Here is a 23,507-nt window from a genome sequence, read left to right as displayed (position 1 = left end):
AATTTCCGGTTTGACTCGCTCCTTTGGCGGGCGATCAGTAGCCTCTGCTCGAACACCGGATCGTCCGTGCCGTCGCCTACGCCTTGGAGAGATAGATGGAGCGTCCCGCCTGGGCCCCTCGCAGCATTGACATCTCAGTGCCGAGCGTGTCCCGGATGTACGACTACTACCTGGGCGGCTCGCACAACTTCGAGGTCGACCGGGAAGCGGCGCGCAAGGCGATGGAGTTCATGCCGGGCCTCCCCAAGATCATGCAGGCGAACCGGGCGTTCATGCGCCGGGCCGTCCGCCACGCCGCCGCCGAGGGCATCGACCAGTTCCTCGACATCGGCTCCGGCATCCCGACGTTCGGCAACGTGCACGAGATCGCCCAGGCCGCCCGGCCCGGCTCCCGGGTCGTCTACGTCGACCACGACCCGGTTGCCGTCGCACACAGCGAGGTCGTGCTGCGCGACAACGAGGACGCGGGCGTCGTCGCGGCGGACCTGCTCAAGCCGCAGGAGATCCTGGTGAGCCACCCGGTTCAGCGGCTGATCGACCTGAACCGGCCGGTCGCGCTGCTTCTCGTTGCCATACTTCACTTCGTGGAAGACGCGGACGACCCGTACCGGGCGGTGGCCGAACTGCGCGACGCCCTCGCGCCGGGAAGCATGCTCGTCGTCACGCATGCCTCGGTCGACGGCATTCCGCTCCTGCGGGAGCAGGCCGAGGGCACGGCCGACGTCTACAAGGACATCCGCAATCCACTGATCATGCGCACGCGCGACGAGATCGCGCGGTTCTTCGAGGGGTACGACATGGTGGAACCCGGACTGGTGCCGATGCCGAACTGGCGGCCCGACACGGCACCCGAGGACGAGGATCCCTACTCCTTCTCCGGGTTCGGCGGCGTGGGGCGCACCGCGTGAGGGCCGAGCCGGACGGGCCGGAGGACAGACTGCGCCGGTTCGCGACGATCTGGAGCCGCGCGGTCTTCCCGGTCACCTCCACCTCGCTGACCCGGCCGGAGTTCGAGGAACAACTGCTGCCGCTCGCCCGGCGGCTGAGCGAGGCCCTGCGGGCCAGGACCTTCGAGGCGTCCGAGGGGCGCTCCGTCGGCGCCGCCCTGGTCGCCGCGCACTGCACCGACCCCGAGGCCCTCAGCAGGGCCCTCGACTGCGTCGACGCCTACCTGGTGCTCTACTGCGGCGAGGACGGTCCCAAGGAAGCCCTGCGGACCCGCTCCGCACGGCTCCAGCACGCCATGGCCGCCGGATACGCCGAGGCGCTGCGCGAGCGGACCCTGACCGAGCAACAGGCCATCTCGCAGGCGGCGTTGACCGCACGCAGCGCCGTCGCCGAAGCCTTGCACGACAGCGAGGCCCGCTTCCGCGCGGTGTTCGAGGGCGCGGCCATAGGCATCGCCATCGCCGACCTCGAAGGAAACATCCTCCAGGCCAACGGAGCCCTGCTGCGCATGTTCGGCGGCTCCGAACAGACCATGCGCGGCCGCAAGGTCCCGGAGTGGACGCACGCCGAGGACGCCCCCCAGGTGTGGCGGCTGTACGAGGAACTCGTGCGCGGCGAGCGCGAGCACTACCACGTCGAGAAGGCGTTCTACCGCCCCGACGGCACCGCCCTGTGGACCAACCTGACGGTCTCCCTGCTCCGTGACGCGGACGGCCAGCCCCAGTACCAGCTCGCGCTGATGGAGGACACCACCGAGCGACGGCTGCTCAATCTGCGGCTGCGCTACGAGGCGACCCACGACGCGCTCACCGGACTGCCCAACCGGACCCTGTTCTTCGAGCGCCTGGAGAAGGCGCTGGCCGCGGGGGAGGGGCAGCGCTTCGGGCTCTGCTACCTCGACCTCGACGGCTTCAAGACCATCAACGACAGCCTCGGGCACGCCGCGGGCGACCGGCTCCTCGTCGAGGTCGCCGACCGCCTCCAGTCCTGCGCGACCGCCCCCGGCGAGATGGTCGCCCGGCTCGGCGGCGACGAGTTCGTGGCCCTCACCACCGGCCCGCACACCGAGCGCGAGGTCGACGAACTGGCCGGGCGCATCATGAACGCGCTCGTCACCCCGATCAGCATCGACGGCCGTGACCTGACCGTGCGGGGCAGCGTCGGCGTCGTCGAGGGCCCGGCCGGGGAGCGCGGCGCCGCCGAGGTGCTGCGCAGCGCCGACATCACGATGTACCGGGCCAAGTCCGCGGGCGGCAACCGCTTCGAGCTGGCCGACCCCGAGGCCGACGCCCGCGCCATCACCCGCAACGGACTCACCACCGCGCTGCCCGCCGCCCTGGACCGGGGCGAGTTCTTCATCGAGTACCAGCCGCTGGTGCACCTCGGCGACGGCAGTGTGCGGGGCGCGGAGGCGCTGGTGCGCTGGCTGCACCCGCAGCACGGCGTCCTCGGCCCCGACCGTTTCATCCCGCTCGCCGAGCACACCGGACTGATCGTGCCGCTCGGCCGCTGGGTCCTGGAACAGTCGGTGCGTCAGGCCCGCAGCTGGCAGGAACGGCACTCCGACGCGGGCCCGCTGCGCGTCAACGTCAATCTCTCGCCCTGCCAGCTCACCCACCCCGGTCTGGTCCAGGACACCGTCGACATCCTGGAGCGCGAGGGCCTCGACGCGCAGGCGCTGTGCCTGGAGGTCACCGAGTCCGCGCTGATCGGAGCGGACGACGACCTGCTCAAACCGTTGCGCAGGCTCGCCGAGATGGGCGTCGACATCGCGCTCGACGACTTCGGCACCGGGTACTCGAACCTGGCCAACCTCCGTCGCCTGCCGGTCAGCGTCCTCAAGCTGGACCGGTCCTTCACCCAGGGGATGCAGCAGTTCCCGGCGGATCCGGTCGACCTGAAGATCGTCGAGGGCATCGTCTCCCTCGCGCACAGCCTCGACCTGGCGGTCACGGTCGAGGGCGTGGAGACCGGCGCGCAGGCCGAACAGCTGCGGATCCTGGGCTGTGACACCGCCCAGGGCTGGTACTACGCCCGTCCGGGACCGCCGGAACGGCTGCACGAGCTGGCGCTGGTCGACGCGGTCGGCTGAGCGCCCCGGCGCGGCGCGCCCCCGGAACGGAGACGCGCCGCGCACCGCCGCCGGAACCACGGCACGCCTCGCGCGTCCAAAGCCCCGTGTGCCTCACTGTGGCAGGACGTACCTCCCACGGACGGAGCCGAACAACGATGACCACCGAACTTCAGGGCAGGACCGCCGTCGTCACCGGAGCCAGCAAGGGCATCGGACTCGCGGTCACGGAGGCGCTGGCCGGCGCGGGCGCCACGGTGATCGCCGGCTCCCGCGGCACCTCGGCGGGTCTCGACGCCCTGATCGCCAAGGGGAACGTGACCTGGGTGCCGGTCGACCTCGCCGAACCGGAGGCCGCGGCCGGGCTGGTCGAGGCGGCGGGCGGACGGATCGACGTCCTGGTCAACAACGTGGGCACGGCCCCCGCCCGCACCGGCGGCTTCCTGTCGGTCACCGACGAGGAGTGGCGGCGCGGCATGGAGCTGAACCTGTTCACCGCCGTACGGGTCACCCGCGCGGCCCTGCCGTCGATGCTGGCCGCCGGTGAGGGCTCGGTCGTGACGATCGCCTCGGTCAACGCCACACTGCCGGACCCCCTGGTCATCGACTACAGCGCGGGCAAGGCCGCCCTGGTCGCGTTCTCCAAGGCGCTGTCCAAGGAGGTCGGCCCGCGGGGCGTCCGCGTCAACACGGTGAGCCCCGGCCCCGTGAAGACCGACCTGTGGCTCGGCGGCGGGGGAGTGGCCGCGACGGTCTCGGCCTCCGCCGGGCTCACCCCCGACGACGTGGTCGCCAAGGCGTCCGACGCGACCGTCACCGGCCGCTTCTCCGAGCCGTCCGAGGTGGCCGAGCTGGTTCTCTTCCTCGCCGGGGACCGCGCGCGCAACATCACCGGCAGCGACTTCGTCATCGACGGCGGTCTCATCCCGACCTGGTGAGCCCGGGGCGGCCCGCCGTCAGCGTTCCAGGAGCATCCGCTGCAGCTCCCGGGCCGCCCGGGGCGGCGCCACGTCACTGCGGTGCGCCAGCGCGATCGTCCGCTCCAGCCCGGGCGGCGCCAGCGCCGTCACCCGCAGCCCGGGTCCGGACCGCGCGGCCACCATGCGTGGGACGACGGCAACGCCGAGGCCCGCCCGGACGAAGCCGAGCACCGCGTCCATCTCGCCGCCCTCGACCGCGAAGTCGGGCTCGAAGCCCTCGGCGCGGCAGGCGGCGACGGTCAGTTCCCGCAGGTCGTAGCCGTGCCGGAACATCACCAGACGCTCGCCCTCCAGATCGGCGACCCGCACCGCGCGCCGGCCGCCCCCACCGGGCGCCGGGGCGTCCGGCGACGACACCACCACCAGGTCCTCGCGCAGCAGCTCCACCGTGGTCAGCGCGGGGGACGGGGTGGGCAGCGGCAGGACGACCAGGGCGAGGTCGAGCGCGCCGCGCGCGAGCTCCCGTACGAGATCGTGCGAGCCGCCCTCCTCGATCAGCAGCCGGATGCCCGGATAGCGGTCGTGGAAGGCGCGCAGCACATCGGGCAGCAGACCCGTGCACAGGCTCGGGGTCGCGCCGAGCCGCACCCGGCCGCTGCGCAGCTGCGCCAGCTCCTGCACCTCGTGCCGGGCCGTGTCGGCGTCGGCGAGGATGCGCCGGGCGAGCGGCAGCAGCGCCTCGCCCGCGTCGGTCAGCGTGATGTTCCCCCGCGCCCGCAGGAACAGACCGGCCCCCAACTCCCGCTCCAGCGCCTTGATCTGCTGGGACAGCGAGGGCTGCGCGACATGCACCAGCTCGGCGGCCCGGGTGAAGTGCCGGGTCTCCGCCACGGCCACGAAGTACTGGAGCTGGTGGAACTGCACCCTTCGACAATAGCCCAGGTCTATGGAAACGAGCCGTTTCATGTCTTGGACCGATCGGTACCGCGCGACCTACCGTCTCTTCTCATGGCTCTGGCAACGCGGACGGACCGACGGCCGTCCATGGCGCGCACCGTGTGGGACAGCTCCGTCGGCAAGAAGACCGTGATGGCCGTCAGCGGCCTGATCATGCTGCTCTACCTGGTCGCCCACATGATCGGGAACCTGAAGATCTACTTCGGAGCGGGCGAGTTCAACCACTACGCCCACTGGCTGCGCACCATCGGCGAACCGTTCATGCACTACGAGTGGACCCTGTGGCTCGTCCGCGTGGTCCTGGTCGTCGCCGTGGTCGCGCACGCCACCTCCGCGTACCAGCTCAGCCGGCGCGACATCAAGGCCCGGCCCAGCAAGTACGTCCACAAGAAGCGCGGCGCGAGCTATGCCACCCGCACCATGCGCTGGGGCGGGATCATCCTCGGCCTGTTCATCGTCTGGCACCTCCTCGACCTGACCACCGGCACCGTGCACTCCGGCGGCTTCCAGGAGGGCCACCCGTACCAGAACGTCGTGGACACCTTCTCCACCTGGTACGGCAACGTCGTCTACATCGTCGCGATGCTCGCGCTCGGCCTGCACATCCGGCACGGTTTCTGGAGCGCCGCCCAGACCCTCGGGGCCGGCAGTCGCACCCGCGACCGCGCCCTCAAGACCGTCGCCGACGTCCTCGCACTGCTGCTCACGGCGGGCTTCATCGCCGTGCCCGTGGGCGTCATGACCGGAGTGGTGAGCTGAAATGACCACCGAATACACCCACTTCACGACCGGCGAACCGCTCGCCGACACCAAGGCCCCGGCCGGGCCGGTCGAAGAGCGCTGGGACAGGCGCCGCTTCGAGGCCAAGCTGGTCAACCCCGCCAACCGGCGCAAGCACACCGTGATCGTCGTCGGCACCGGCCTGGCGGGCGGCTCCGCGGGCGCCACCCTCGCCGAACAGGGCTACCACGTCGTCCAGTTCTGCTACCAGGACTCCCCGCGCCGCGCCCACTCCATCGCCGCGCAGGGCGGCATCAACGCCGCGAAGAACTACCGTAACGACGGCGACTCCGTACACCGGCTCTTCTACGACACCGTCAAGGGCGGCGACTTCAGGGCCCGGGAGTCCAACGTCCGCCGCCTGGCCCAGATCTCCGTCGAGATCATCGACCAGTGCGTCGCCCAGGGCGTGCCGTTCGCCCGCGAGTACGGCGGCCTGCTCGACACCCGGTCCTTCGGCGGCGTCCAGGTCTCCCGCACCTTCTACGCCCGCGGCCAGACCGGCCAGCAACTCCTGCTCGGCGCCTACCAGGCGCTGTCCCGGCAGATCGCCGCCGGCAACGTCGAGATGCACCCGCGCACCGAGATGCTGGACCTGATCGTGGTCGACGGACGCGCCCGCGGCATCGTCGCCCGCGACCTGATCACCGGCCGGATCGACACCTACTTCGCGGACGCCGTCGTCCTGGCGAGCGGCGGCTACGGCAACGTCTTCTACCTCTCGACGAACGCCATGAACTCCAACGCCACCGCCGTCTGGCGGGCCCACCGGCGCGGCGCCTACTTCGCCAACCCCTGCTTCACCCAGATCCACCCCACCTGCATCCCGCGCACCGGCGACCACCAGTCCAAGCTCACCCTGATGAGCGAGTCGCTGCGCAACGACGGCCGCATCTGGGTCCCCACGGCACAGGGCGACACCCGCCCGCCGAACGAGATCCCCGAGGACGAGCGCGACTACTACCTGGAGCGCATCTACCCCTCCTTCGGCAACCTCGTCCCCCGTGACATCGCCTCCCGCGCCGCCAAGAACGTCTGCGACGAGGGCAGGGGAGTGGGCCCCGGAGGCCAGGGCGTCTACCTCGACTTCGCCGACGCCATCCGGCGGATGGGCCGCGACAAGGTCGAGGAGAAGTACGGCAACCTCTTCGACATGTACGCCCGGATCACCGCCGAGGACCCGTACACCGTGCCCATGCGGATCTACCCCGCCGTGCACTACACGATGGGCGGACTGTGGGTCGACTACGACCTCCAGACCACCGTCCCCGGCCTGTTCGCCATCGGCGAGGCCAACTTCTCCGACCACGGCGCGAACCGGCTCGGCGCCTCCGCCCTCATGCAGGGGCTCGCGGACGGCTACTTCGTCCTGCCGTCCACGATCAACGACTACCTCGCCCGCAACCCCGGGCAAGCGCCCGTCACCGCCGAACACCCGGCCGTACGCGAGGTGCTGGCCGAGACCGAGGACCGCGTCAACCTGCTGCTCGCCGTCGACGGCGACCGCACCCCCGACTCCTTCCACCGCGAACTCGGCGAACTCATGTGGGAGTTCTGCGGAATGGCCCGCACGGAGAGCGGCCTGCGCAAGGCCCTGGAGCGCATCCCGCAGATCCGCGACGAGTTCTGGCGGCGCATCAAGGTCCCCGGCAGCGGCGAGGAGTTCAACCAGTCCCTGGAGAAGGCCAACCGCGTCGTCGACTACCTCGAACTCGCCGAGCTGATGTGCCTCGACGCGCTGCACCGCGCCGAGTCCTGCGGCGGCCACTTCCGCGAGGAGTCCCAGACCCCCGACGGCGAGGCGGCCCGCCGCGACGAGGAGTTCTCGTACGCGGCCGCCTGGGAGTTCACCGACACCGGTGCCGCGCCCGTCCTGCACAAGGAAGACCTGGTCTTCGAGTACGTCCACCCCACCCAGCGGAGCTACGCATGAAGCTCACCCTGCGCGTCTGGCGGCAGAAGAACGCCGACGCCGACGGAGCGATGTCCACGTACGAGGTGGACGGCATCTCGGCCGACATGTCCTTCCTGGAGATGCTCGACACCCTCAACGAAGAACTCATCCTCGCCGGCGACGACCCCGTCGCCTTCGACCACGACTGCCGCGAGGGCATCTGCGGCGCGTGCAGCCTGGTCATCAACGGCGACGCGCACGGACCCGAGCGCACCACCACCTGCCAGCTCCACATGCGCTCCTTCCGCGACGGCGACACGATCGACGTCGAACCCTGGCGCGCCGCCGCCTTCCCGGTCGTCAAGGACCTCGTCGTCGACCGCTCCGCCTTCGACCGGATCATCCAGGCCGGCGGCTACATCACCGCCCCGACCGGCGCCGCCCCCGAGGCGCACGCCACCCCCGTCCCCAAGCCCGACGCCGACTTCGCCTTCGAGCACGCGGAGTGCATCGGGTGCGGCGCCTGTGTGGCGGCCTGCCCGAACGGCGCCGCCATGCTGTTCACCTCCGCCAAGATCAACCACCTGAACGTACTGCCGCAGGGCGCCCCCGAGCGGGAGACCCGGGTGCTCGACATGGTCGGGCAGATGGACGCGGAGGGCTTCGGCGGCTGCACCCTCACCGGGGAGTGCGCGACGGCCTGCCCCAAGGGCATCCCGCTCGTCTCCATCACCTCCATGAACAAGGAGTGGCTGCGCGCCACCCGCAAGGGGGCAGGCGTTAGCCGCAAGGGGAGCGGGCGTTAGCCGCGACGAGGACAGGCGTTAGCCGCAAAGTCGTTCGCCGTACGGTGCGGACGGGCGGGACCGGGCGTGGTGCTCATGCCCCGGTCCCGTCTCGCTTTCGAGGGCACCCCTGTCATTCAGCATCCTCACATCCGCCCTCCTGGCACTGGTCACGCAGGCGCCAACCGGCGTCGGAAGAACAGGAGCGCGCAGACCGTTCGGATCCGGCCTGCCTCCCCCGAGCTCCCGACTCCCGCCGAGCAAGGGGTACCCCTCCGCCGAACCGGCCCGTGACCAGGAGAGTGCCATGACCGGCGTTTCCACCCTCGCCAGCCCGCCCCAGACCGTCGCTCCCGCCCGCTACACCGTCACCCTGGCCCGCGACGAGGCCGACGTCCGGGCCGCGCAACGGCTCCGCCACGACGTCTTCGCCGGGGAGATGGGCGCCCTCCTGAACACTCCGCAGCCGGGCCTCGACATCGATGCCTTCGACGCGTACTGCGACCACCTGCTGGTCCGCGACACGGAGACAGGCCAGGTCGTCGGCACCTACCGGCTGCTGCCGCCCGAGCGCGCCGCGGTCGCCGGACGGCTCTACTCCGAGAGCGAGTTCGACCTCGGTCCGCTGGCCGGAATTCGCCCGGGACTGGTCGAGGTCGGCCGCTCCTGCGTCCACCCCGACCACCGCGACGGCGCGGTCATCGGCCTGATATGGGCCGGGATCGCCCGCTACATGATCGACGGCGGCCATGAATGGCTCGCGGGCTGCTGCTCCATACCGCTCGCCGACGGCGGCACCCTCGCGGCGGGCACCTGGGACCGGGTCGCGGCCAAGCACCTGGCCCCCGAGGAGTTCCGCGTCCGCCCGCTGCTGCCCTGGAGCCCCGAGGGCATCGCCCGCCCCGCCCGCACCGAACTCCCCCCGCTGCTGCGCGGCTATCTGCGCCTCGGTGCCTGGGTGTGCGGCGAACCCGCGCACGACACGGACTTCGGGGTCGCCGACATGTACGTGCTGCTGTCGATGCACCGGGTCAACCCGCGCTACCTGCGGCACTTCCTCTCGCTCGTCCCCGCCTGATGAGCACGCCCCGCACCGGAGCACTCCACCCCACCGTCCTCGTCCGTCCCCGGTCCGGCGGCGGCCAGGCGACGACACCGCTCCCCGAAGCCGCCCCACCGCCGCCCCGGCCGACCCCCGACCAGACCCCCGACCCGGCCACCGGTCCCGCCCCGCGCAGGCCGGCCGCCGGGCCCGTCCGGGGGGCCAGTGCCTGGCTGCCGACCGCGCCCTGTTCGCCGCGCGGCTGCGTGGAGTCCGCGCGGCCCTGGACGGGCGTGCCGCGCGCCGTCCTGCGGCTCGCCGCGCTGCTGGCCGTGGTCGTCCTCGGGGTGGCCCTGATCCCGCTCGCCGGACTGCTGCCGGACCAGCCGCGTCAGCGATGGATCCGCCGCTGGTGCCTGGCCGTGGTGCACACGGCCGGGGTCCGGACGAGGATCACCGGGGCGGCCCCGCCCACCGGCGGAGTGCTGATCGTGGCCGACCACGTCTCGTGGCTGGACATCCCGCTGCTCGCCGCCGTCCGCCCGGCACGGATGGTCGCCAAGACCGAGGTGCGCGGCTGGCCCGTGCTGGGTGCGCTGGCCGCCCGCGGCGGCACGCTCTTCATCGACCGCGACCGGCTGCGCGCCCTGCTCGGCACGGTGGACCGGGTCGCCGGGACCCTGCGCGGCGGCTCGGCCGTCGCCGCGTTCCCCGAGGGCAGCACCTGGTGCGGCCGGGCCAGGGGCCGCTACCGCAGAGCCCTCTTCCAGGCCGCGCTGGACGCCGGTGTCCCGGTCCAGCCGGTGCGCATCCGGTACCGGTCCGCCGACGGGGCGGCGAGCACCGCGCCCGCGTTCGTCGGAGAGGACTCGCTGCTCGCGTCGCTGTGGCGCGTGGTGTCGGCGCGCGGCCTGGTGGCCGAGACGGGTCTGTGTCCCCCGCTCCCGGCGGGCAGCCACCCCGACCGCCGCTCCCTGGCCGAGGCGGCCCAGGCCGCCGCGGGCACCCCCGGCCCGCGCCCGGGGACACACCCCTGAGATCCCGTGGCGCCCCGCCGGTTCCGCGGCACGGGAGACACCGGTCGCGGGGCCGGCCGACGGTCCGGGGCGCGGGTCCGGGATTCCGGACGTGTGCGTCGTTTCGTCGTCCGGGGCGGGCCCCTGCGATCCAGGGGTTCCGCCGCAGGGTCCGCCACTGGTGCCGTTCGAGCCTGCGGGCGGGGCGGAACCGGGCCGCCCCGCCCGCGCGGGCGATTCCGTCCCAAGTCCTCGCCGCGCGGGACCGCCGCGCGGGACTGCGGCCCGGGACCGCCGCCCTGGACCGTGGTCCGAGCACATCGGTGGTCCCGGCTCGGCGTGCGGGGTTCAGCCGTCGCGCATCCGTCGGCGGTACGTGGTGATCGCGGTCAGCGCGAAGACCAGCGGCAGGCCCACCCCCATCACCACGAGCGGCCGAAGCACAGACTCCAGCCATCCGGGCAGGTCCACGAAGAGCGGCAGCAGCATCAGCACCACCAGCGGGACGAACGCCAGCATCGTGACGGCGAAGGCGTTCATCATCGCGCCCTGACGGGCGTTGTGCCGGTCGATACGGACGGCGGCCGCGGGGTCGGGCGCCCAGTCCTCGCCGCGGAGTTCCTCCCAGACCTCCAGCAGTACCCCGACCTCGCGCTCCACGTTCACGTGCAGGTCGTCGAGGAAGGGCAGCAACACCTTCCTGCCACCCCGGTCGTAGGCGTACACGAGCACGCCGGGTGCGTTGTCCTGAAGCGCCGCGGCCGGATTCGGCTCCGCCCTGATGTCCTGGATGTCCTCCCAGGCCAGCCGGCGCCGTCTGACCATGGCGCGCACGTGGATCGCCTTGAGGTCCGCCGTGGTGGAGCAGCGCAGGGTGGCGTGGAAGAGCCAGCCCATCAGCGCCACCCACGCGGCGAGGAAGGGGTACGTGAACGAGGCGGGCAGGTCGTCCGCGCTCAGCAGCGCCAGCGCCACACTCACCGTGCCCACCGCGATGACCCACAGGAAGACACGCATCCTGGACCGCTTCAACCGGTACTCGCGCGGCAGCCTCTCGTACCCCATGCCCACCGCCCCGCTCCCCCCTGCCCCTGCCCCGGCCCCTTTCGCACCACCATGGTGATGTCTCAACTCCCTTGTGTCGAGGGCCGTTTGGGGCCTTGTGGTAGACGTTCACCGGCAGGGCGGCGCGTCCCTCGGACCGGGGAGCCGCCGGGCGGCCCGGACTTCGCGGACACGCCCTGGAGCGTGTCCTAGCGGTGCCCGCCGAGGGCTCGGGCGAGGTAGGGCGCCGTCCGCCCGGTGGTCGCCGCCACCTGCTCGGGCGGCCCGGCGGCCACGATCCGGCCGCCCTCGTCACCCCCGCCCGGGCCCAGGTCGATCACCCAGTCGGCGCCCGCCACCACCGTCATGTCGTGCTCCACCACCACGACCGTGTGACCGGCGTCCACGAGCCCGTGCAACTGACCCATCAGCACCTCGACATCGGCGGGATGCAGCCCCGTCGTCGGCTCGTCGAGCAGATAGAAGGTGTGTCCCCGGCGCACCCGCTGCAACTCGCTCGCCAGCTTGATGCGCTGGGCCTCACCGCCCGACAACTCCGTGGCCGGCTGGCCGAGCCGCAGATACCCGAGACCCACGTCGAGCAGCGTGCCGAGGCTGCGGGTGACGGCAGGGGTGTCGGTGTCGGCGAAGAACCGCGCACCCGCCTCCACCGTGAGATCCAGGATCTCCGCGATGTTCCGTCCCCGGTAGGTCACTTCGAGGGTCTCGGGGTTGTAGCGCGCGCCGCCGCAGTCCGGGCACGGAGCGTAGGTGCTGGGCAGGAAGAGCAGCTCCACGCTGACGAAGCCCTCGCCCTGACAGGTCTCGCAGCGCCCTCCGGTCACATTGAAGGAGAACCGTCCCACACCGTAGCCGCGCGCCCGGGCCTCCTCCGTCCCGGCGAACACCTTGCGCACGACGTCGAACAGCCCCGTGTAGGTGGCGAGATTGGACCGCGGCGTACGCCCGATGGGCCTCTGGTCGACACCGACCAGCCGTCCGACCCCCTCCAGGTCCTCGGTCAACTCGCCGATCAGCGTGGACTTCCCGGAGCCGGAGACCCCGGTGACCGCGGTGAGGACGCCGAGCGGGAACTCGGCGGTGATCCCGCGCAGATTGTGCCGGGTCACCGGGCCGACCGACACCAGCCCCCGGGGCGTGCGCGCCGGGCGTTCCGGTGCGGGGGAGCGGTCGAAGAGGAACCGTGCCGTCGCGGACTCCGGGACATCCGCCAGCGCGGCGACCGGACCGCTGTGCAGGACGTGCCCGCCGTGCTCCCCGGCCAGCGGTCCCACGTCGACCAGCCAGTCTGCGCCGCGCACGACGTCGAAGTGGTGCTCCACGACGAACACCGAGTTGCCCGCCGTCCTCAGCCGCTCCAGCACGGTGAGCAGGGCCTCGGTGTCCGCCGGGTGCAGCCCGGCGGACGGCTCGTCGAGGACGTACACCACACCGAAGAGTCCGGAGCGCAACTGCGTCGCCAGGCGCAGCCGCTGGAGTTCGCCCGCCGAGAGGGTGGGGGTGGCCCGGTCGAGACTGAGGTAGCCGAGTCCGAGCTCCACGACGGGCGCGATACGGGAGGCCAGGTCCTCCGTCAGGACGCGCGCGGTCTCGGATTCGCCCGTGAGGGACTTCGCCAGCTCGACGATCGGCAGCGCGGCCAGCTCCGCGATGGTCCGCCCCGCGAACGTCACCGCCAGTGCCTCGGGCCGCAGCCTGCCGCCGTGGCACGCCGGGCAGGGAGCGGCGGCGAGGAACCGCTCCGCCCTGGCCCGCAGGGTGGCGCTCTTCGTGTCGGAGAAGGTCTTCATGACATAGCGCCGGGCGCTCATGTACGTGCCCTGATAGGGGCGTTGGATCCGCTCGGCCTCGCGCACCGGATGCACGGTGACCACCGGCTGCTCGTCCGTGAACAGGATCCACTCCCGTTCCCCGGCGGGCAGTTCGCGCCAGGGCCGGTCCACGTCGTGGCCGAGCGTGTCGAGGATGTCCCGCAGGTTCTTGCCCTGCCACGCTCCCGGCCAGGCGGCGATCGCGCCCTCGCGGATCGACAGCGCCGGATCGGGGACCAGCAACTCCTCCGTCGTGCGGTGGACCTGGCCGAGACCATGGCACTCGGGGCACGCCCCGGCGGCCGTGTTCGGCGAGAACGCGTCGGAGTCGAGCCGCTCGGCGCCGGCCGGGTAACGGCCCGCGCGCGAGAACAGCATCCGCAGCGAGTTGGACAGATTGGTGACCGTGCCCACCGAGGACCGTGAGGTGGGAGCCGATCTGCGCTGCTGCAGCGACACCGCCGGCGGCAGCCCGGTGATCTCCCCGACCTTGGGCGCCCCCACCTGGTGGATCAGCCGCCGAGCGTACGGGGCGACGGACTCGAAGTACCGCCGCTGCGCCTCCGCGTAGATCGTGCCGAAGGCCAGCGACGACTTCCCCGACCCCGACACACCGGTGAACACCACGAGGAGGTCCCGCGGGATGTCGACGTCGACACCCCGCAGATTGTGCTCCCGGGCGCCGCGGACGCGGACGTACGAGTCGTGGGGGCGGCCGTCGGGGCTGGGCATCGGCGGGACTCCAGGGGGCGGCCCGTACCGCGGTCCGTGGGCCGCGGCCCGGCCGTCGGTGGGGGCAGGGGGCAAACCCCACGATTCTAGGCCGCGCCCGGTCCCGCTACCCGGGCGCGTCCCGCGGGACCCGGAAGCCCGTCCGGCCGCCCCGCCGCCCCGTCTGTCCCGCTCCCCCGTCTGTCCCGCTGTCCCGTCTGTCCGGCTGTCGCGGCCGTCCCGGCTGTCCGGGCCGGGCGGCCCCGCGCCTCTCAGGACGGCAGTCCTCCGGCCGTCCCTGTCCTGTTGCCCCGGCTGCCCCGGCTGCCCCGGCTGCCCCGGCTGCCCCGGCTGTCCCGGCCGGACGGCCCCGCGCCCCTCAGGACGGCACGTTCTCCAGGTCGAGGAGCTGGCGCTTGCGCTCCAGGCCCCCTGCGTAGCCGGTGAGTGCCCCGCTCGCGCCGATCACCCGGTGGCAGGGGCGGACGATCAGCAGCGGGTTGGCCCCGATCGCCGTCCCGACGGCACGCACCGCGGCCCTGGACGCGCCGATCAGCGCGGCGACCTCCCCGTAGCTGACCGTGGTGCCGTACGGGATGGTCTCCAGGGCCTTCCAGACGCGCCGCTGGAAGTCGCTGCCGCTGGACACGTACTCGATGTCGAAGGCGGTCAGCCGGCCGTCGAAGTACGAACCGAGCTGGGCGACGATCTCCCGGAACGCGGCCGGGTCCTCGTGCCAGCCGTCCTGGACGACCGCGCCGCGCTTCTGGTCCGGCACGGACAGGGCGGCCAGCGCCGTGCCGCCCTTGGCGGTGGCCGACTCCTCACCCACCAGCAGCAGTCGGCCGAGCGGGCTGTCCATGGTCGTGTAGACCGTCATCGGTCGGTCCTTTCCGAGTTCTCGCAGCGTGTTCACCCTCAACAATGCGCCCCGCGCCGGCTTCCGTCCGGCGGGATTCGGACACGGCGCTGAGCGGGGGCAGGCAGACGCCGGCGGATGCGTTCCGCCGCCCGCTGGGGTCGCGCCGTGGCCCGAGCGGGCACACGATCGAAGTCGACCACTCCGCACCGTCCAGGAGTCCCCATGGTCTGGATCCCGCAGATCCCCGACCTCGTCGGCCGGCTCGGCGCCGCCGAGCTCGCCGACGCCCTGCGCGACCCGGCGACGGCCACCGTACCCGTCGCCCTGGACGACCCGGAGGCCGGCCGGATCAGCGGTGTCGCCGTCCTGGCGGCCTGGCTGGCCGTGCAGGACACCTGGAGGGCGGAGCGGAAGGCGAAGATCGAGGAGGTCGCCGTCACGATCGGCGAGGGGCGGGCCGTGGGGGAGTGGGTCGTCCGTCTGGAGGGTGCGGAGGGCGAGCGCGTCGCGCTGCCCGTGGCCGTCGCCGTGGACCTCGCCTCCGCGCTGCCCGTGCGGATCCACCACTCCCGGCTGCCGCTGCTCGGCCGGCACGCCGAGCGCCGTCCGATGGTGCGGCCGGACCCGTCGGCCCGCCCTTCCGGCGCGGTGGGCGCCTACCTGGCCGCCCTCGGCGCGGGGGACACCGCGGCGGCCGTCGCCGCCTTCGCTCCGGACGGGTCCTTCCGGGGGCCGGCCGCCGACACGGACCGGTGCACCGGGACCGCGGAGCTGACCGAGCTCCACGACACCCTCTTCTCCGCGGGCGGCGGCATCCGGCTCTCGCTGTGCACGGTGACCGAGGACGGCACCCGCAGCGCGTTCGAGTACGTCGTCGACCGCTGGGGCGGCGCCGAACTGCCCCCGCAGCCGGGCCTCGCGGTCTGCGTGCGGGGCGGCGATGGCCTGATCACGTCGGCGCGGGTGTACGACGACGTGCAAGCACCCGTCGACTAGGGCTGCCGGGCCCGTGACGCGGGCAGGGTTCAGTCCTCGGATCTCCCCGCCCCACCTCCACCGGCACCGAGAGCAGGAGTGAGCATGCGGTACGTGAAGCTCGGTTCGACGGGTCTGGACGTCTCCCGGATCTGCCTTGGCTGCATGAGTTTCGGCCTGCCCGACCGAGGTGTCCACGCGTGGACCCTCGACGAGGACGCCTCGCGCCCCCTGATCCGCCAGGCCCTGGAAGCCGGGATCACCTTCTTCGACACGGCGAACGTCTACTCGGACGGCACCAGTGAGGAGATCGTCGGGCGGGCGCTCGGCGAGTTCGCGCGCCGCGACGAGATCGTCGTCGCCAGCAAGGTCAACGGCGCGATGCACGAGGGCCCCAACGGCCGTGGCCTGTCCCGCAAGGCGATCATGACGGAGATCGACAACAGTCTGCGCCGCCTCGGCACCGACTACATCGACCTCTACCAGATCCACCGTTTCGACCGCCACACCCCCGTCGAGGAGACCATGGAGGCGCTGCACGACGTGGTCAAGGCGGGCAAGGCCCGTTACATCGGGGCGAGTTCGATGTACGCGTGGGAGTTCTCCAAGGCCCAGTACACGGCCACGCTGCACGGCTGGACGCGCTTCGTCTCCATGCAGAACCACTACAACCTCCTCTACCGCGAGGAGGAGCGCGAGATGCTGCCGCTCTGCGCCGACCAGGGCGTCGGCGTCCTGCCCTGGAGCCCGCTCGCCCGCGGCCGGCTCACCCGCGACTGGGACACGGTCACCGAAAGGACCCGGGGCGACGCGTTCGGCCGGAACCTGTACCTGGACGGCGACCGCGAGATCGTCGACGCGGTCGCGCGCATCGCCGCCGGGCGCGGGGTGCCGCGCGCCCGGGTCGCGCTCGCCTGGCTGCTGCGGCAGGACGCCGTGACCGCGCCCATCGTCGGCGCCACCAGGGCCGCGCACATCGAGGACGCGGTCGCCTCGCTGGACGTGGAGCTCTCGGACAAGGAGGCCGAGGAACTGGAGGAGCCGTACACACCCCGGGCGATCAGCGGTCACTGACGCGGACGGGTCGGCCGTCGTCGGGCGTGCTTCACGCGTCCACGGCGGCCGGCTCCACTCCGACCGGGAATTCCGTGCGGAATGACGCTCGGATGAGCGCGTGAGAGCGCTCCCATTGCGGAGACTCCGGACGGAAGGGTGAGCCGCCGGGTTTCCGAATTTCTTTTCGCACGACCCCGCTGACATTTGGTCAATATTCCCGGCCGGGCCGAATTGAGGGAAAATCCGGGATCGCTTGTTCCGGCTCGGCGCCCTGTGCAAAGGTGGACGTTGTCGGCGTGCAGACAATAGTGGGTTCGTTCTGCACGCGTGCGGTGTGCCCGCTCCCTCTCCTGCCCGAAAGGGCTGTCGGGGGCGGTCGTTCGCGGCGCCGGCTCTCGTGGGCAGACCCTCCGGTTCCGACGGGCGGTCTGCATACCCGTTGGTATGGACTTTTTGCCGCGCTGCCTTTGGAAGGAAAGCGGACGTGAATGACGGAACGCTGCCTGATTCGTCCGACCCCGACAGAGTGTTCGAGGTTTCGGATGAACGGCTCGCGGCCGAGCTGAAGAGGCAGGGTGGCGCGACGGCCAACTATCCCGTCGGAGAACTCCTGGACCGCCACTGGGAGGCGGTGTTCTCTTACGCGCGACTGTGCACGGGCGGCGTACGTCCCGCCGGAATGCTCACCACTGCCTCCTTCACGCGACTGTTCGGGGATTTGCTGCACCAGAGCGGCCCCAGCGCCGCCTGGCGCCCCCAGTTGCTCGTCACCGTCCGCCGCATCGCCGCCGAGTGGCTGATGGACCAGCGGCGCGAACTGCTCCATCCCGGGCTCCTGGCCGAGGCCGACCGCGGAGAGCGGGCGGCGGCTCGCCTGCTGCCCCCGGAGAACAGGCGCCTGATGTCCAGGGCGTTCCAGCGCCTGCCCGAACCGGCCCGGTGCCTGCTGTGGCACGGAGAGGTGGAGGCCGAACGGCCGGAGGTCCCCGCGGCCCTGCTGGGGATCTTCCCCGAGGACGCGGTCACCGAACTGGAGCGGGCCAGGGAACGGCTGCGTCAGGGCTGCCTGGAGATCCACCACGAACTCGCCCCCAGCCAGGAGTGCCGCCGCTACCACCGCATGCTCGACGCCTCCTTCCGGCGCGGCGGCAACGGCCTCGACCCCGACCTGCGGAACCACATGGACGCATGCGGCCACTGCCGGTACGCGGGCGACCAGTTGAGCCAGTTCAACGGCGAACTCGCCCTCCCGCTCGCCGAAGCGGTGCTCGGCTGGGGCGCGCACGCCTACGTGGCCTCCCGGCGGGAGCGGGCCGCGGCCGCCGCCGCCCGGGAGCCGGAGCACGGCCAGGACGGGGCCCTCGCCGACGGAACGCCGGGCACCGGCGGTGGCCCGGCCGCCGGGGCCGCCCACATCGTCGAGTTCCTGCCCGACGACGACCCACGTCTCCCGGGACTTCCCCCGCGCACCCCGCAGGACGCCCATCAACCCACCGGCACCCCGTCCACGGGCCATGGAGCCGCGTCGCCCGGACCGGCCTCGCCGTCCGGACGGAGCACCCCCGCGCCTGTCGGGGACGACCGGCCCCTCCGCCGCCGGGACGGCCGGCCCTCCCGCCGTCGGGGCGCGCGCCGCTCCGGCGCCGGAACGCGCACCGGCGGCTCGGCGGGAGATGCCGGAACCCGCGCCTCGGACCCTTCGGCGGGCGCCGCGGCCGGCACCTCCGCCTCCCTGTCCGACGCCGGAACCCGGGCCTCCCGCAGGGCCGCAGGGCGCAAGGCCTCGCGCCGCGCGCCCGGACGCCGCACCGTCGCCGTCGCCGTGCTGACCCTCGGCGCGCTGATCGCGGTCCCCCTGGTTCTGTGGCTCTCCGACACCGGTTCCGACGGCCGGCACGACACGGCCGACGGCGCCCGCTCCGCCGACGCGCCGAGCCGCGGCACCGACCCGTCGTGGGCCCGGACCGGTGAGAAGAAGGACGGCACCGTGCGCGGCCGGCTGCGCAACACGGCGACCGGCCGGTGCGTCGGCTTCGCGGGGACGACACCGGCGAGCGGTGCCGAGGCCCGGCTCGTCCCGTGCTCCTCGGAGTCGGCGACGCAATGGTCGTACGGGACGGACGGGCTGCTGCGCGACGCGGACCGCCCCGGCCTGTGTCTGGACTCGCACCTGAGCTACACCGTCCAACTGGCCGCCTGCACCGACTCGTCGAAGCCGGGTGCCAAGAACGTGCGCTACGACTTCACCCTCCAGGGCATGCTCGTACCGCGCTGGAACCCGGATCTGGCCCTCGTTCCCGCGTCGGCCGAGGGCGAGTCGGCACTCGTCCTCAAACTCCGCGCGAACGAGCCGATCCAGCACTGGACTCTCGACACCTCGTCGCCCTCGCTCCAACTGGAGGTCGTCAACTGGGACTCCACGGACGGTGACGCCAAGGGCTCCACCACCGGGAAGCCGTCCGCCTCCACGACCACACCCACCGGCACCCGGACCTCCGCCCCGACGGCCGCGAACCCCGACACCGCCACGCCGTCCGCCGAGCCCTCCGCCGGCTCGTGCGCCTGGGGGTCCGCCTACTGCTCCGGGGACGGGCTCAACGGCGCTCCCCAGAACGGTGGTTACGGTACGGGATCCGGTTCCGGCGGCTACGGTTCGCTCGGCGGAGGGGGCCAGGGAGGCCACCGGTGACGCGGCGGGGATCCGGCGGCCCCTGTCCCGGATCCTCAGGAAGCCGCGGTGCCGGACGAGGAGGCCGTCGAGCCGGCCGTGCCCAGGAACTCGTCCCAGCCGCCGAGCGGCGACTGACCCGGGCCCAGCGTGCGCAACTTCCGCAGGACCGCGGGGTCCTGGGCCTCCAGCCAGGTCACGAGCTGACGGAAGGAGACCATGCGGACGTCGTCGTGGGCCGCCATCCGCGACAGCGCCTCCTCCACGGCGTCCATGTAGATGCCGCCGTTCCAGCGCTCGAAGTGGTTGCCGATGAAGAGCGGGGCCCGGTTGCTCTCGTAGGCGCGCCGGAAGCCGGCGAGGTAGCAGTCGCGGGCCTGGGTGCGCCAGGCGTCGTACCGGGTGCGGTCGCCGAGCGGGTTCGCACCCGACTGATTGGCCATCAGGTTGTAGTCCATCGACAGGACCTGGAAGGAATGACCGGGAAACGGGATGGACTGGAGCGGGAAGTCCCAGATCTTGCCGCCCTGCACCTTGGCGGGCCACATCTGGAGTCCGCCGGGCGAGCTGGCGTCGTACGTCCAGCCCAGCGCCGCCGCGGTCGGCAGCAGATTCGACTGACCCTCCAGACAGGGGGTGCGGCCGCCGGTCAGCTCCTTCTCGTAGTCGAACGGGAGCGGTTCGAGGTCGGTGAAGCCGGTGTTTGTCCGCCACTCGGTGACGAACTTCTTCGCCTGCGCTATCTCGCTGCGCCACTCCGCGGGCGACCAGCGGCGGACCCCGTCCGTGCCGCAGAAGTGACCGTTGAAGTGGGTGCCGATCTCGTGCCCCTCCAGCCAGGCCGCGCGTATCTGCCGGAGCGTGGCGTGGATGTGCCGGTCGGAGAGATAGCCGATGGCGGAGGCGCCCACAGGGTGCTGCGGAGGGTGGTACAGGTGCTTCTTCGACTCCGGCAGGGTGTAGATGCCGCTGAGGAAGAACGTCATGGACGCCCCGTGGTCGGCGGCGACCTTGCGGAACCGGGAGAACAGCTTGTTGCTCAGTTCGCCCGCGCCGTCCCAGGAGAACACGACGAACTGAGGAGGCCGTTCACCGGACTTCAGCCGCTTCGCCTTCGGCTGCCTCGGCTGGGCTCCGGTGTCCGCCGTGGACCCGTCGCCGATCAGTTTGACCGGCCGCAGCCGCGCCGGCCCGTCACCACCGCTTCCCACGGACCAGTCCCGGGCCGAGCAGGCCGACAGGGCTCCCAGCGCGCCCGCCGACGCCGTCGCGGTCAGCAGTCGCCTGCGTGAGACACCGCTCATGGTTCATCCCCCGATGTTCTTGGCACCGGCCCGGGTCCGGGGACGGAGCCTTCGTCAGAACGACGCGCCCCTCGCGGGGTACGTCAAACGGTGGGATGCGTGAAATTCCGGAAAGGGTCGCAGGAAGCGGGACGCGTTGCCGTTCTGTGACAAATCGCGCTGCCGCAGGGGCGGTTGGTGAGCAGGAGACGCCGCCCGGCGCCGCGAAGGGACCTGCGACGACGGGACCACGGGACCACGGGGCGACGGGGTGACGGGGTGACGGGGCGACGGGGCGACGGGGTGATGGGGTGATGGGGCGACGGGGTGACGGGGTGACGGGGTGACGGCCGGGCGTACGGGGTCAGGGGGCGGTCCCCGGCCGGACGACCGTCAGCGAGACCGACGACGCGTTGCCGGACACGGGCACCTCGCCCTGCGTCCACGTCACGGTGAGCGAGTCCTGCTCGTCGGGCGGCGTGACGATCAGCGAGGCGGGCGTCGCCGTGTTCGCTCCGCTGACCTCCGGGTTGGAGAAGGTCATGCCGGACCACGCGCTGTGCCCGGGCGTGAGCACGACGGTCGTCGGCGTGCCCGAGGACCGCCGCGGGTCGGGCCCGAGCTGCTTGCCGGACGCGTCGACGAAGGCCGCTCCGGGGTAGCCACGCACCGTGCAGGTCCGCTTGGACGTGTTCGTCAGGACGATCGGGAAGTTCTCCTGGCCCGCCCCGGGGTCGTTGCGGCCGACGGAGGCGCGCAGTTCCGAGGTGTGGCAGCGTCCGCCGCCCGCGGCGCTCCCCGCGGAGGCCGGGGCCGACGCGGACCCGCTCCCCGTCCCGGACCCCGTCTTCTCGGACGGGGTGCTCGCGGCCGTGCCGGCCGCCTCGGTGGAACCCGCCGTCGCGCCCGGGCTCGCGCTCGCGCCGCCGGACGCCGGTCCGGCCGTGCCGGGAAGGGTCGTCGGCGAGCCCTGCGGGGTGCCGTTGCCGCAGGCGGTCAGCAGGCCCAGCAGGGCGACACCCGCCAGCAGCCCGGCCCGCCGGGCCGCGGGGGAGGCACGGTGCGCGGACACCGTGCCGGTCCGGTCCGTGTCCGTCGTCGTACGCGGGAAGGTCGACATGTCACCACTCCTTGCGGATCTCCGTACGAGCCGGTCGCACGTGCGGGAGGCGCATCGCGCCCGTCATTCCTCTTGGATGCGCCCGGGGACCGAAAAGTTCGCGGGATCGCCGACGGGTTCCGGCGGGACCGCCGCTCCAGGATCAGGCCTTGAGGCGTACGGAGGCGATGACACCGTCGGCCGCGTCGTCGTCGCCGCTCTCCTGGCGGACCTGGACGTACACCTGGGGCCGCGCGCCGCTCCCCGTCGGGGTCAGCGCGGCCTCGGTGAGGCGGCCGTCCTCGCCGGGACAGCCGTCCCACGTCCGGATCAGCCCGTGCCAGCGCGCGCCGGAGTAGGAGTGGCTTCCGGCGTAGTGGCATCCCGGGTGCGTGATGGAGCGGACCGCGCCGGTCACGTCGCCGTGTTCGCTGAGTCCGACGAAGGCCCCGTCGACGCCGGAACGGAGGTCGGGCCACCGTGTCAGGCGGTCCGCGACGACGAGGCCGGGTTCGGTGCCGTCCCGAAGTCCCAGCGACCTCGGATTCCAGCCCGAGTCGCGCACCTGACCGCCCCAGGCGGCCGGTACCTCCACCGCGATCCGGCCCGTGCCGTCCTCGACCGTGAGGGTGCTCGCGGCGGACTCGTCGGTCAGCACCACGGCGGTGAGGGCGACCGCGGCGGCGCAGGCCGCCGCGACCCCGGCCAGCACGAGGAGCGCGGTACGCCGGCCCGGCCGGGGCGCGGGCACACGACCGGCCGTCATTCCGTCGGCCAGTCGTTCGAGCTCCCCGGCGAAGGCCTCGGCGCTCGGCCAGCGCCGCTCGCGGTCGGGTTCCATGGCGCGCAGCAGCGCGCGTCCGACGTCCGGACCGATGTCCGTACGGAGCCTGTCGGCGCGTTCGGTCCTGCCCGGCGGGCCGGGAACCGACCCGGTGACGAGGTGGTGGCCGAGCGCGCCCAGGCTGTACACGTCCGCCCGCGCGTCGATCCCGGATCCGGGCCGGGACTGCTCGGGCGGGGTGTACCCGGCCGACCCCGCCGCGACGGTGAGTCCGGAGGCCTGGGCCAGGCTCTTGGCGAGGCCGAGGTCGGCCAGCAGCACCCGGTCCGCCCCGCCGGCTGCGGTGCGCAGCAGCACGTTCGAGGGCTTGATGTCGCGGTGCACGATCCCCGCCGCGTGCAGGTCGGCGGCGGCCCGTGCCGCCAGCGCCGTCAGACGCAGCGCCTCGGCGACGGGCGGCGGACCGGCCTCGACCCGGTCGGCGAGGGTTCCCCCGTCCGCGTACTCCATGACGAAGTAGGGCCTGCCGTCCGGGAGTTCACCGATGTCGTAGACCTGGACCACCCGGCTGGAGTCGGCCTTGCGCAGCAGTCGCGCCTCGGAGAGGAAGCGTTCCCTGATGTCCAGCCGGTCGACCCAGTTCTCGGTGAGCACCTTGACCGCGACGGCCGCGTCGAGAACGTCGTCGTGGGCGAGCCAGACCACGCCGAAACCACCGGCGCCCAGGCGCCGTTCGAGGCGGTAACGGCCGATCCGCTCCAGCGAGTGCATACGACTATC

At 72.6% G+C, this 23,507-nt stretch carries 18 protein-coding genes; 11 read left to right on the top strand and 7 right to left on the bottom strand.

All coding sequences use genetic code 11. The features are described from left to right. Positions 1 to 95 precede the first annotated feature (95 nt). From ACFYYF_RS03765 to ACFYYF_RS03755, 3 genes are all read left to right on the top strand, one after another. Positions 96 to 908, top strand: coding sequence for an SAM-dependent methyltransferase (locus tag ACFYYF_RS03765; protein WP_365488500.1), 813 nt, complete (start codon positions 96 to 98; stop codon positions 906 to 908). Beyond that, positions 905 to 3,040 (top strand): EAL domain-containing protein, encoded by a 2,136-nt coding sequence (locus tag ACFYYF_RS03760; protein ID WP_361675669.1) that lies wholly within the window; start codon positions 905 to 907, stop codon positions 3,038 to 3,040. Before ACFYYF_RS03765 ends, ACFYYF_RS03760 begins: the two co-directional genes overlap by 4 nt. A gap of 137 nt (positions 3,041 to 3,177) precedes the next feature. Next, positions 3,178 to 3,957, top strand: coding sequence for an SDR family oxidoreductase (locus tag ACFYYF_RS03755; protein WP_388771053.1), 780 nt, complete (start codon positions 3,178 to 3,180; stop codon positions 3,955 to 3,957). Between the two features lie 18 nt (positions 3,958 to 3,975). Here the strand turns inward: ACFYYF_RS03755 and ACFYYF_RS03750 are convergent, their stop codons facing one another. Next, a complete protein-coding gene (locus ACFYYF_RS03750; RefSeq protein WP_388771553.1) occupies positions 3,976 to 4,863 on the bottom strand; it encodes a LysR family transcriptional regulator in 888 nt (295 codons plus the stop codon). A gap of 120 nt (positions 4,864 to 4,983) precedes the next feature. Here ACFYYF_RS03750 and ACFYYF_RS03745 point away from each other — a divergent pair, with 120 nt between their 5' ends. The 5 genes from ACFYYF_RS03745 to ACFYYF_RS03725 all read left to right on the top strand — a co-directional run bounded on the left by ACFYYF_RS03745 (position 4,984) and on the right by ACFYYF_RS03725 (position 10,434). Beyond that, positions 4,984 to 5,655 carry a succinate dehydrogenase gene (locus ACFYYF_RS03745; protein ID WP_388771551.1) on the top strand — a complete coding sequence of 224 codons (672 nt, stop codon included), beginning with the start codon at positions 4,984 to 4,986 and terminating at the stop codon, positions 5,653 to 5,655. A gap of 1 nt (position 5,656) precedes the next feature. Further along, a complete protein-coding gene (locus ACFYYF_RS03740; RefSeq protein WP_388771050.1) occupies positions 5,657 to 7,609 on the top strand; it encodes a fumarate reductase/succinate dehydrogenase flavoprotein subunit in 1,953 nt (650 codons plus the stop codon). Then, positions 7,606 to 8,376 carry a succinate dehydrogenase/fumarate reductase iron-sulfur subunit gene (locus ACFYYF_RS03735; RefSeq protein WP_388771048.1) on the top strand — a complete coding sequence of 257 codons (771 nt, stop codon included), beginning with the start codon at positions 7,606 to 7,608 and terminating at the stop codon, positions 8,374 to 8,376. Before ACFYYF_RS03740 ends, ACFYYF_RS03735 begins: the two co-directional genes overlap by 4 nt. 286 nt (positions 8,377 to 8,662) lie before the next feature. Then, a complete protein-coding gene (locus ACFYYF_RS03730) occupies positions 8,663 to 9,433 on the top strand; it encodes a GNAT family N-acetyltransferase (protein ID WP_388771046.1) in 771 nt (256 codons plus the stop codon). Beyond that, a complete protein-coding gene (locus tag ACFYYF_RS03725) occupies positions 9,433 to 10,434 on the top strand; it encodes a lysophospholipid acyltransferase family protein (RefSeq protein ID WP_388771044.1) in 1,002 nt (333 codons plus the stop codon). The genes ACFYYF_RS03730 and ACFYYF_RS03725 overlap by 1 nt, the downstream gene beginning before the upstream one ends. A 327-nt stretch (positions 10,435 to 10,761) precedes the next feature. Here ACFYYF_RS03725 and ACFYYF_RS03720 read toward each other — a convergent pair whose 3' ends face one another. The 3 genes from ACFYYF_RS03720 to ACFYYF_RS03710 all read right to left on the bottom strand — a co-directional run bounded on the left by ACFYYF_RS03720 (position 10,762) and on the right by ACFYYF_RS03710 (position 14,880). Continuing rightward, complete coding sequence (locus ACFYYF_RS03720; protein WP_388771041.1) at positions 10,762 to 11,478, bottom strand: PH domain-containing protein; 717 nt, start codon at positions 11,476 to 11,478, stop codon at positions 10,762 to 10,764. Positions 11,479 to 11,666: 188 nt separating this feature from the next. Continuing rightward, positions 11,667 to 14,021, bottom strand: a complete 2,355-nt coding sequence (locus tag ACFYYF_RS03715; RefSeq protein ID WP_388771038.1) for an ATP-binding cassette domain-containing protein — start codon at positions 14,019 to 14,021, stop codon at positions 11,667 to 11,669. 358 nt (positions 14,022 to 14,379) lie between these two features. After that, positions 14,380 to 14,880: a methylated-DNA--[protein]-cysteine S-methyltransferase gene (locus ACFYYF_RS03710; protein ID WP_388771035.1), complete on the bottom strand. Its 501-nt coding sequence runs from the start codon at positions 14,878 to 14,880 to the stop codon at positions 14,380 to 14,382. 204 nt (positions 14,881 to 15,084) lie between these two features. Here ACFYYF_RS03710 and ACFYYF_RS03705 point away from each other — a divergent pair, with 204 nt between their 5' ends. The 3 genes from ACFYYF_RS03705 to ACFYYF_RS03695 all read left to right on the top strand — a co-directional run bounded on the left by ACFYYF_RS03705 (position 15,085) and on the right by ACFYYF_RS03695 (position 19,582). Beyond that, on the top strand, positions 15,085 to 15,858 hold the full coding sequence (locus ACFYYF_RS03705; protein WP_388771033.1) for a nuclear transport factor 2 family protein: 774 nt from the start codon (positions 15,085 to 15,087) through the stop codon (positions 15,856 to 15,858). Positions 15,859 to 15,942: 84 nt separating this feature from the next. Next, a complete protein-coding gene (locus tag ACFYYF_RS03700) occupies positions 15,943 to 16,911 on the top strand; it encodes an aldo/keto reductase (RefSeq protein ID WP_388771030.1) in 969 nt (322 codons plus the stop codon). 466 nt (positions 16,912 to 17,377) lie between these two features. Next, on the top strand, positions 17,378 to 19,582 hold the full coding sequence (locus ACFYYF_RS03695; RefSeq protein WP_388771027.1) for a ricin-type beta-trefoil lectin domain protein: 2,205 nt from the start codon (positions 17,378 to 17,380) through the stop codon (positions 19,580 to 19,582). A gap of 35 nt (positions 19,583 to 19,617) precedes the next feature. Here ACFYYF_RS03695 and ACFYYF_RS03690 read toward each other — a convergent pair whose 3' ends face one another. The 3 genes from ACFYYF_RS03690 to ACFYYF_RS03680 form a co-directional block, all read right to left on the bottom strand. Further along, positions 19,618 to 20,865 (bottom strand): hypothetical protein, encoded by a 1,248-nt coding sequence (locus ACFYYF_RS03690; RefSeq protein WP_388771024.1) that lies wholly within the window; start codon positions 20,863 to 20,865, stop codon positions 19,618 to 19,620. A 343-nt stretch (positions 20,866 to 21,208) separates the two neighbouring features. Next, the gene (locus ACFYYF_RS03685; protein ID WP_388771021.1) at positions 21,209 to 21,964 is read right to left on the bottom strand and encodes a DUF4232 domain-containing protein; all 756 of its coding nucleotides are present in this window, start codon (positions 21,962 to 21,964) and stop codon (positions 21,209 to 21,211) included. A gap of 142 nt (positions 21,965 to 22,106) precedes the next feature. Next, positions 22,107 to 23,498 carry a serine/threonine-protein kinase gene (locus tag ACFYYF_RS03680; RefSeq protein WP_388771018.1) on the bottom strand — a complete coding sequence of 464 codons (1,392 nt, stop codon included), beginning with the start codon at positions 23,496 to 23,498 and terminating at the stop codon, positions 22,107 to 22,109. Positions 23,499 to 23,507 lie beyond the last annotated feature (9 nt).

Origin of the sequence: Streptomyces sp. NPDC001914, from assembly GCF_042891215.1 — a bacterium.
Lineage (GTDB): Bacteria > Actinomycetota > Actinomycetes > Streptomycetales > Streptomycetaceae > Streptomyces.
The sequence above is the reverse complement of the archived record's forward strand: the minus strand, read 5'-3'. Positions and strand labels throughout refer to the sequence as shown.